The sequence below is a fragment of the Kitasatospora sp. NPDC058046 genome (assembly GCF_042885595.1).
GTDB lineage: Bacteria > Actinomycetota > Actinomycetes > Streptomycetales > Streptomycetaceae > Kitasatospora.
Map to the genome: position 1 here is coordinate 1 of NZ_JBHVRS010000068.1, position 1,807 is coordinate 1,807.

At 58.8% G+C, this 1,807-nt stretch carries 1 protein-coding gene; it reads right to left on the reverse strand.

Annotation, left to right across the window (positions count from 1 at the left end; all coding sequences use genetic code 11):
* Window positions 1-1,807: condensation domain-containing protein (locus ACFVU7_RS45110; protein ID WP_388052561.1), on the reverse strand; the 1,807-nt coding region annotated here is incomplete at both ends.

Consider the following 1,807-nt stretch of genomic DNA (forward strand, 5'->3'; position numbering starts at 1 on the left):
GATCGTGACGCCTTCAGACCGGCCAGATTTATCTCCTCTCGCTCCATATTCTGAAGAATAAACATCGCATCAAACAGCGGATTGCGGCTCATGTCCCGCTGCACGCCGAGCTGCTCCACAAGCTCTTCAAACGGGTAATCCTGATGCTCATACGCTTCAAGCGCCGCCTGGCGGACTTCCGCCAAGTAATCGGTAAACCGTTTGTCTCCTTTCGGCTCCGTTCTGATGGCCAGCGTGTTGACGAACATGCCGAGAATCGGTTCAAGGTCTTTGTGCGGACGCCCGGCAATTGGCGAGCCGACGATGATGTCTTCCTGCCCGCTCAATCGCGCGAGTAACGTATTGTACGCGGCGAGAAGCACCATATACAAAGTGGAGCCGTGATCCCGGGCGATGCGGTGAAGGCCGGATGCCGTTTCAGCGTCAAGCGTGCACGATACGCTGCCGCCCGCAAAGCTTCTGACAGCCGGACGGGGCTTGTCAGCCGGAAGCTCAAGCACCGGAAGCTCTCCTTCTAGCCGCTTCAGCCAATACGCTTCCTGCTTCTGATATCCTTCTTTCTCCTGAAACGACCGCTGCCAGACGGCATAGTCTTTATATTGAAGGCGCATCGGCGCAAGCGAACGGCCTGCGTACAGCTCGCCGAATTCTTTAATCAAGGTGTTGACGGACACACCGTCAGAAATAATATGATGCATATCCGTTAATAAAAGATGACGTTCATCCGATTCTTTCACGAGGGCCGCACGGAAGAGCGGCGCTTCCTCCAGACAAAACGGCCGGACGAATGCGTCAGCTGACTCGGCCTCATCCAGCTGAAACGGTACGCTGTCATGGATGCGCTGCACCGGTTCGCCGTCAGGCCCCGTTTCAAAGGACGTTCTGAGCGACTCGTGCCGCTCCACAAGCTGCCGGAACGTCTTCTCCAGCCGGCCGCGGTCAAGCGGGCCCGTCAGTTCCAGCACAGCCGGCATATTGTAGCCGACACCGCCGTCTTCAAGCTGTTGGAGCACATACATCCGTTTCTGCGCCGAAGACACCGGGTAGGTGTCCTGTTTTTGCGCAGGCTGAATCGCTTCATACGGGCTCTCTTCCAAGTCCTGAATAACCGAAGCGAGCTCTTCCACCGTCGGCCGGGCGAAGATGTCCTGTAACGGCACCTGAACACCGAATTCTTTGGCGATGCGGGAGACGAGAGCCGTCGCTTTTAACGAATGGCCGCCCCGCTCAAAAAAGTGATCCCGGATGCCGACGGGGCCGTTTTTCAGCACCTCTTCCCAGAGGGCGCAAAGCTTCATTTCCGTGACGTTCCGCGGGGCGGTGTACGCCTGTCTGTCTGCCGCTCCGCCGGGAGCTGGCAGCGCGCGGCGGTCAAGCTTTCCGCTCGGCGTGACCGGCCATTCGCTCATCTCTATAAACTGAGCCGGCATCATGTAGGCCGGAAGGCGTGTCGCAAGCTCCGCCCGCACGTCATCGCTTTCCCGTCCTTCGATATAGGCGTAAAGCGCGGTTTCGCCGTGTTCGGTCCGGGCGGTGACCGCCGCCTCACGAATGCCGTCGATGCGCCGGATCGCCGCTTCGATTTCCCCCGGTTCAATCCGGTAACCGCGGACTTTCAGCTGTCCGTCTGAACGGCCGAGCCATTCGACAAGGCCGTCTTCTGTCCAGCGTGCGATATCGCCCGTCTGATACATGCGCTCGCCCGGATAAAACGGATCATCGAGAAAACGCTCCTCCGTCAGCTCAGGCCGGTTCAGATAGCCCCGGGCCACCCCTGTCCCTGCGATGTAAAGCTCTCCTGCCACAC